At 69.2% G+C, this 6,013-nt stretch carries 9 protein-coding genes; 5 read left to right on the plus strand and 4 right to left on the minus strand.

The features are described 5' to 3' along the window. The first annotated feature begins 714 nt into the window (after nt 1-714). On the plus strand, nt 715-903 hold the full coding sequence (locus tag ACR2FV_RS16845) for a hypothetical protein (RefSeq protein ID WP_434016860.1): 189 nt from the start codon (nt 715-717) through the stop codon (nt 901-903). A 31-nt stretch (nt 904-934) separates the two neighbouring features. Then, nucleotides 935-2,665: a thiamine pyrophosphate-dependent enzyme gene (locus ACR2FV_RS16850; protein WP_434016861.1), complete on the plus strand. Its 1,731-nt coding sequence runs from the start codon at nt 935-937 to the stop codon at nt 2,663-2,665. Between the two features lie 25 nt (nt 2,666-2,690). Here the strand turns inward: ACR2FV_RS16850 and ACR2FV_RS16855 are convergent, their stop codons facing one another. Continuing rightward, on the minus strand, nt 2,691-3,425 hold the full coding sequence (locus tag ACR2FV_RS16855; protein WP_434016862.1) for an aquaporin: 735 nt from the start codon (nt 3,423-3,425) through the stop codon (nt 2,691-2,693). A 45-nt stretch (nt 3,426-3,470) separates the two neighbouring features. Next, nucleotides 3,471-3,842 (minus strand): ArsR/SmtB family transcription factor, encoded by a 372-nt coding sequence (locus ACR2FV_RS16860; protein ID WP_434016863.1) that lies wholly within the window; start codon nt 3,840-3,842, stop codon nt 3,471-3,473. Nucleotides 3,843-3,948: 106 nt separating this feature from the next. On the opposite strand from ACR2FV_RS16860, the gene ACR2FV_RS16865 reads away from it, so the two are divergent. From ACR2FV_RS16865 to ACR2FV_RS16875, 3 genes are read left to right on the plus strand one after another with little or no spacing between them, the layout of a single operon-like run. Then, nucleotides 3,949-4,410 carry a low molecular weight phosphatase family protein gene (locus tag ACR2FV_RS16865; protein ID WP_434016864.1) on the plus strand — a complete coding sequence of 154 codons (462 nt, stop codon included), beginning with the start codon at nt 3,949-3,951 and terminating at the stop codon, nt 4,408-4,410. Further along, nucleotides 4,404-4,868: an arsenate reductase ArsC gene (locus ACR2FV_RS16870; protein ID WP_434016865.1), complete on the plus strand. Its 465-nt coding sequence runs from the start codon at nt 4,404-4,406 to the stop codon at nt 4,866-4,868. Before ACR2FV_RS16865 ends, ACR2FV_RS16870 begins: the two co-directional genes overlap by 7 nt. Nucleotides 4,869-4,901: 33 nt before the next feature. After that, nucleotides 4,902-5,354 (plus strand): GFA family protein, encoded by a 453-nt coding sequence (locus ACR2FV_RS16875; RefSeq protein WP_434016866.1) that lies wholly within the window; start codon nt 4,902-4,904, stop codon nt 5,352-5,354. A 17-nt stretch (nt 5,355-5,371) separates the two neighbouring features. Here the strand turns inward: ACR2FV_RS16875 and ACR2FV_RS16880 are convergent, their stop codons facing one another. Both ACR2FV_RS16880 and ACR2FV_RS16885 read right to left on the minus strand, forming a co-directional pair. Continuing rightward, entirely contained in the window at nt 5,372-5,764 is a 393-nt protein-coding gene (locus ACR2FV_RS16880; RefSeq protein ID WP_434016867.1) for a type II toxin-antitoxin system VapC family toxin, read from the minus strand. Then, nucleotides 5,761-6,013 (minus strand): type II toxin-antitoxin system VapB family antitoxin (locus ACR2FV_RS16885; protein ID WP_434016868.1); only part of this gene is annotated, 253 nt, incomplete at its 5' end. The genes ACR2FV_RS16885 and ACR2FV_RS16880, both read right to left, overlap by 4 nt.

Genomic DNA, 6,013 nt, shown 5'->3' on the forward strand with positions numbered 1-6,013 from the left:
ATGCTCAGGATTCCGAGAAAGATGAGGCTCTCCATCGGTCGAGTCGTGGGCATCCCAGCGGCGGTCTTTTCCACCCGGGTCTGCCAGCATATACCCCCCTAGGGTATAACGTCACCGCGGCTGCGGCGCGATGGCGTATCCACGAGCGCCCATGTTGCCCTCCATCACATCGGGCTCGATCTGACTGGAGTCGGTCAACACCGTGCTCACCAGCAACACATCGTCGTGAACCCCTGATGTCTCCTCTGGTCCGGTCCGGGCCATGGTCTCGGCCGGATGGCCGAGCGCACGACGTCGGCGTGGTGACGCACACACGCTGCGGACGGTGCAAAAGGCTGGTCTGCGCGCATCCTCAGCTGTGGGTGCCCCAACGGGCGGGCTCCGATCCCCGTGGGTATCGTCGGGACGGCTTGTGACGACGATGAGGGAGCAATGGGATGACGGCACGCACGACGGGACTTGCAGTGCTGGGCGGGGCAGTGGCCGCAACGGCCGCGGTGGGGGTTCGCGACTACGTGCAGAAGAGCCACTCGATCCTGCGCAACTACCCGGTGATCGGGCACGCCCGCTTCGCGCTCGAGGCGATTCGTCCCGAGATCCAGCAGTACTTCGTCGAGCGCGACTACGACGGACGGCCGTTCGACCGCAACGCCCGGGCGATGATCTACCGCCGGGCCAAGGGCCTGGGCTCGGAGACCCCGTTCGGCACCGAGCGTGCTGCGTCGCATCGACCCCGGCCAGGTGCTCACCTACGAGGAGCTGTTCACCTGGCTCGACGAGGGGGAGCTGCTGGACGGGACGGACAACGAGGGCTGGGCCCGGGACTGGGAGCGAGCCGACGCCCACTCGTTCCAGGTTGCCGCCGCGCACCGGCCCAGCCACGCCGGCGGACCCCTCACCTGAGCCCACGACATACCCACCAAGGAGCCCATCGATGACTACTGTCGCCGACCTGCTGATCGACTCGCTCGCCGACCTCGGCGTCAAGACCGTCTGGGGGGTGGTCGGTGACGCACTCAACCCCGTCACCGACGCGATCCGGCGCACCGACCGCATCGAGTGGATCGGGGTGCGGCACGAGGAGGCCGGTGCGTTCGCCGCGTCTGCCCAGGCCCAGCTCACCGGCACCCTGGGGGTGTGCATGGGCACCGTCGGGCCCGGCGGGATCCACCTGCTCAACGGCCTCTACGACGCCAAGAAGTCGCACGCGTCGGTGCTGGCCATCTGCGGGCAGGTGCCTTCCCCGGAGATCGGGACCGACATGTTCCAGGAGGTCAACAACGACGCGGTGTATGCCGACGTGGCGGTCTACTCGCGCACCATCACCAACGCCGAGCACGTCCCCTACGTCATCGAGCTCGCGGTCAACGCGGCGCTGAACCAGCGCGGGGTCTCGGTGCTGAGCATCCCGGGCGACATCGGCGAGCTCGACGTGTCCGACGATGCACCGAAGCCACAGTTCGTGCCGCCGCAGCCCCGCACCGTGCCCGCTCCGGACCTGCTCGAGCAGGCGGTCGACCTGATCGACGACGCGGACAAGGTCACGCTGCTGGTCGGCAAGGGCGCGCGACCTGGGCGCGAGGCGGTGCTGCGGCTGGCCGACCGGCTGCAGGCTCCGATGGTGGTGACGCTGAAGGCCAAGGAGGGGTTCGAGCACGACAACCCGCACCAGGTAGGGCAGTCCGGTCTGATCGGCAACCCCGCGGCGCAGCAGGCCTTCGACGACTGCGACCTGCTGCTGATGCTCGGCACCGACTTCCCCTACCGCGACTGGTTCCCGGAGGGCAAGAAGGTCATCCAGGTCGACGACCGGGGAGCCCACATCGGTCGCCGCACGCACGTGGACCTGGGTCTGGTCGGTGACGCCGGTGACACGGCGGCGGCCCTGGCCGACGCGGTCGCCAAGAAGGGGCGCAAGGCCAAGAAGCACCTGGCCGATGCGCGGGAGACGTTCGAGGACTGGGAGGACGGTCAGCAGAAGCTGGCCAAGGCCGGCTACGACACCAAGCGGGTCGGGCTGCTGCGCAAGCAGGTCGACAACCGGGGTGGGGACATCCGGCCCGAGCTGGTGGCGGCCACCGTCGACCGGCTCGCCGCCGACGACGCGATCTACACCTCGGACACCGGCATGTCGACGGTCTGGCTGTCCCGGTTCGTGCACCTGCGCGCCGACCAGCGGCTGATCGGCTCCTCCAACCTGGGCTCGATGGCCAACGCGATGCCCCAGGCGCTCGGTGCCCAGGCGCTGGACCGCCGCCGCCAGATCATCGCGTTCTGCGGCGACGGCGGCCTGACCATGCTGCTCGGTGACCTGATGACAGCCGCGCCCTACGACCTGCCGATCAAGCTGATCGTCTTCAACAACCGGCGCCTGGGCATGGTCAAGCTGGAGATGGAGCAGGTGGGGATGCCGGAGTACGGGACCCACCTGGACAACCCCGACCTTGCGGTCGTCGCCCAGTCCATGGGGTTCCACGGGGTGCGGGTCGAGGACCCCAAGGACGTCGAGAAGGCGGTGGCCGAGGTGTTGGCGCACGACGGCCCGGCGCTGCTGGACGCCGTGACCAACCCCGACGAGATCTCCCTGCCGCCCAAGCCCACCGTCGAGCAGGGGTGGGGCTTCGCCATCGCCAAGGTCAAGGAGACGCTGGTCTCCAACCCCTGACTCGGGCCGGTGGCGGCTGGATCGGTCAGGTGCGTGATCTGGCCGGTGGGGTGTGCGGGGTGGCGTCGGCCGACAGGTCCAACGACTCGGGTATGCCGCGACACGGGTAGAACAGTTCGGTCAGCAAGGCGCCGATCACGGCTCCGCCCAGCTGGGCGGTGATGAACGCCGCCACGCCGGCCGGTGCGATGCCCGAGAACGTGTCGGTCAGCGACCGGGCGATCGTCACGGCTGGGTTGGCGAAGGAGGTCGAGGACGTGAAGAAGTACCCCGCTCCGATCCAGGCGGGGACCACGATGGGCCCGAGCCGGCCGTTGCCTGATCGCGTCAGCGCACCGATCAGCCCGATCAGCCCGGCCGTGGCGACCACCTCACCCAGCCACAGGTTGGAGGTGTCCCGCGCTTGGGTCGAGGGGTGCAGCGCCGGAAGCGTGAACATCAGGTTGGCCACCGCAGCGCCGGCGAGACCGCCGAGCACCTGAGCCACGACATACGAGGCGGCCTCACCGACCGGGAGCTCCCGGCGGCTGAGCGCCACCAGGGTGACGGCGGGGTTGAAGTGAGCGCCGGAGATCGGGCCCAGCGCCCAGATCATCACGCCCAGGGCGGCGATGGTGGACAGGGCGTTGATGAGCAGCTGCAGCGCCACGTCCTGCGTGAGGTTGGCCGCCATGATGCCCGAGCCCACGATCGCGCACAGCAGGACACCGGTGCCGAGGGCTTCGGCGGCGACGCGGCGTAGCGCTGGGCGAGCGGGCATGGGATCTCCAGGTCTGGACGGGCTGGGGCGGTAGGGCGGGCGATGTCAGCAGCAGTGGGTGCCGGGCTGGTCGGGCAACGTGAGGAAGTCGCGGGCCAGCCGCAACGTGTCGGCCCGCACGGAGTAGTGGACCCATCGACCGCGCTTGTCCCGGGTGACCAGACCGGCGTCGTGCAGCTTGCGCATGTGGAACGACAGGGTGGGCTGGCTGATGCCCAGGGCGTCGGGCAGGTGGCAGGCGCAGACGGTGCCGCTCTCGGAGAAGGCGAGATATTGCACCAGGCGGACCCTGGTCGGGTCGGCCAGCGCCTTGCAGATCCGGGCGACGCGATCCGCCTCGGCGGACGGCAGCAGGTCGCCGCACGCCCCCGCGCAGCACACATCCTGGGTCGACTCGGTCACGGCAACGTCTTCCATTCAGCCGAGACTACGGAGCATATTGACAATTGTCTATATTTCGCGTTGGATATTTATCGACACATCGTCGATGTGAACGGTCACCCGCTCGCTGCCAGGAGGCCCCATGTCCCACCCGCCCTCGGTGCTGTTCGTGTGCGTCAAGAACGGCGGCAAGTCGCAGATGGCGGCAGCGCTGATGCGAAAACGGTCCGGTGCGGAGGTGCGTGCTTCCTCGGCCGGCACCCGTCCCGGTGCGGACATCAACGCACTGTCCGCGCAGGTGGTGGGTGAAGTGGGTGCCTCGATGGAGGGAGAGCGGCCCCGCGCCGTGGATCCCGGGGAGCTGCGGACGGTGGACCGCGTGGTCCTGGTGGGTCGCGAGGCGGAGGTGGAGCCCGTGCCGGGGATGCGGGGACGGATCGAGACGTGGGACATCGACGAGCCGTCGCACCGTGGCATCGACGGGGTGGAGCGGATGCGACTGGTCCGTGACGACATCGCTGTCCGGGTGGGCGAGCTGCATACCGAGCTGACCAGCGCCACGACGAGCCGGTCTCGACCGTCCAGACGTTCCTGCCGGTGCTGACGGCAAAGCACGCCAAGGAACAGCTGATGGCGGCCGCCCAGGCCGAGGGCCGGATCGCCAAGACCGTCCCCGAGCTGCTCTTCGTCTGCGTGCAGAATGCCGGCAGGTCTCAGATGGCCGCCGCCATGGCCCAGCACCTGTCCGCCCGGCGCGTGCATGTGCGCTCGGCCGGGTCGGCCCCCGCCGAGCTGATCAACCCCGACGTGATCGAGGTGCTGGCCGAGCGTGGGATCTCCCTCACCGAGGCCTACCCCAAGCCGCTCTCGGACAGTGTCATGAGCGCAGCCGACGTCATCATCACCATGGGTTGTGGCGACGCCTGCCCGCTTTATCCGGGCAAGCGCTACGAGGACTGGGCGGTGCGCGACCCCGCCGGGCAGCCCATGGAGGTCGTGCGCACCATCCGCGACGACATCCACACCCGTGTCACCCGGCTGCTCAGCCAGATCCTGAACTGACCCGTCGCGCCGGCCGGCCACGGTGCCGGGGCGATGGTCTGCCAGGATGTCGAGGTGGGCAGCGGGCGGTGCGAGTGCGGTGGGGTGCGCTACCGCTGCGTCGCAGAGTTGCGGCCGGTCGTCAACTGTCACTGTGATCGCTGCCGCAGGATCACTGGACATCACATGGCCGCCAGCGGGTGTGCCACGCCAGACCTGGTGTTCGACTCGGACGCGACGCTGCGCTGGTACGAGCCGACCGCAGGGATATTCTACGGCTTCTGCGGCACCTGCGGTTCGACCCTGTTCTGGCGGTCGGACACCGACCCGGCCTGGACGTCCATCGCCGCGGGAACCCTCGACCAGCCCACGGGTCTGCATACGGCCGCGGTGTGGTGGACCGATCACGCTGCCGACTACCACGAGCTCGATCCGTTGTTGGACAGCTATCCCCGGGAGCCTCCGCCCGGTGACTCACCGACGTCGCCTCGCAGGCCCGGTGCCTGACCCGCCGTACTCATTGCTCAAGGGAGGACGATGAGGTCGGTCCGGCGGAAGTCTTGACCCACCGCGAGCAGCGGTATGCGGAGGCGCCGGGCGAGCGCGTAGCTGTAGCAGTCGCCGAGGTTGAGTCCGGCAGGGTGTCGCCCTTTGCCGAAGCGCTGCCACGCCTCGATCGCCACCAGGGCGTCCTCCTCCTCCAGCGGCTGCACCGTGAGCCGTGCCGCCGTGAGCACCTCCGAAGCGGTCACCTTGCCCGCCGTTCGGCTCGCCACGACAATGCCCAGCTCCACTACCGTGGCCGCGCTGATGTGTCGCTCGTCGCTGTGGGTCAGGACCTCCTGAACGTCGTGGGCGCTCTCCTCCGCGAAGGTCAGGGCAAGCAGCGCCGAGGTGTCCACCGCGAGCCGGGTCACCGGGGCAGACCATCCTGGTCCCACTCGAGGACGTCGCCGACACCACGGCGTTCGGCGGCTTCGGCGCGCGCTGCGAGCGCCTGCAGCTCCGCACGGAACAGCTGCTCGTCCGCTGCCCGGTCCTGTCGCACTCGGTCGAGGCGTTCGCGCAGCGCGGCGGTCACGGCTTCGGTGATGGACTCGTGGGTCGCGGCCGCCAGCTCCCGTGCAAGACGGTCTGCTTCGGTGGTCTTGATGCTCAGCGCCATC

It is taken from the genome of Ornithinimicrobium sp. (genome assembly GCF_051004135.1).
In the GTDB taxonomy this organism is placed as follows: Bacteria; Actinomycetota; Actinomycetes; order Actinomycetales; family Dermatophilaceae; genus Ornithinicoccus.

Coding starts and splice junctions, on each gene's coding strand:
- ACR2FV_RS16860 (WP_434016863.1), bottom strand. CDS start 3,842: ATGGAAGACGTTGCCGTGACCGAGTCGACCCAGGATGTGTGCTGCGCG.
- ACR2FV_RS16855 (WP_434016862.1), bottom strand. CDS start 3,425: ATGCCCGCTCGCCCAGCGCTACGCCGCGTCGCCGCCGAAGCCCTCGGC.
- ACR2FV_RS16865 (WP_434016864.1), top strand. CDS start 3,949: ATGTCCCACCCGCCCTCGGTGCTGTTCGTGTGCGTCAAGAACGGCGGC.
- ACR2FV_RS16850 (WP_434016861.1), top strand. CDS start 935: ATGACTACTGTCGCCGACCTGCTGATCGACTCGCTCGCCGACCTCGGC.
- ACR2FV_RS16875 (WP_434016866.1), top strand. CDS start 4,902: ATGGTCTGCCAGGATGTCGAGGTGGGCAGCGGGCGGTGCGAGTGCGGT.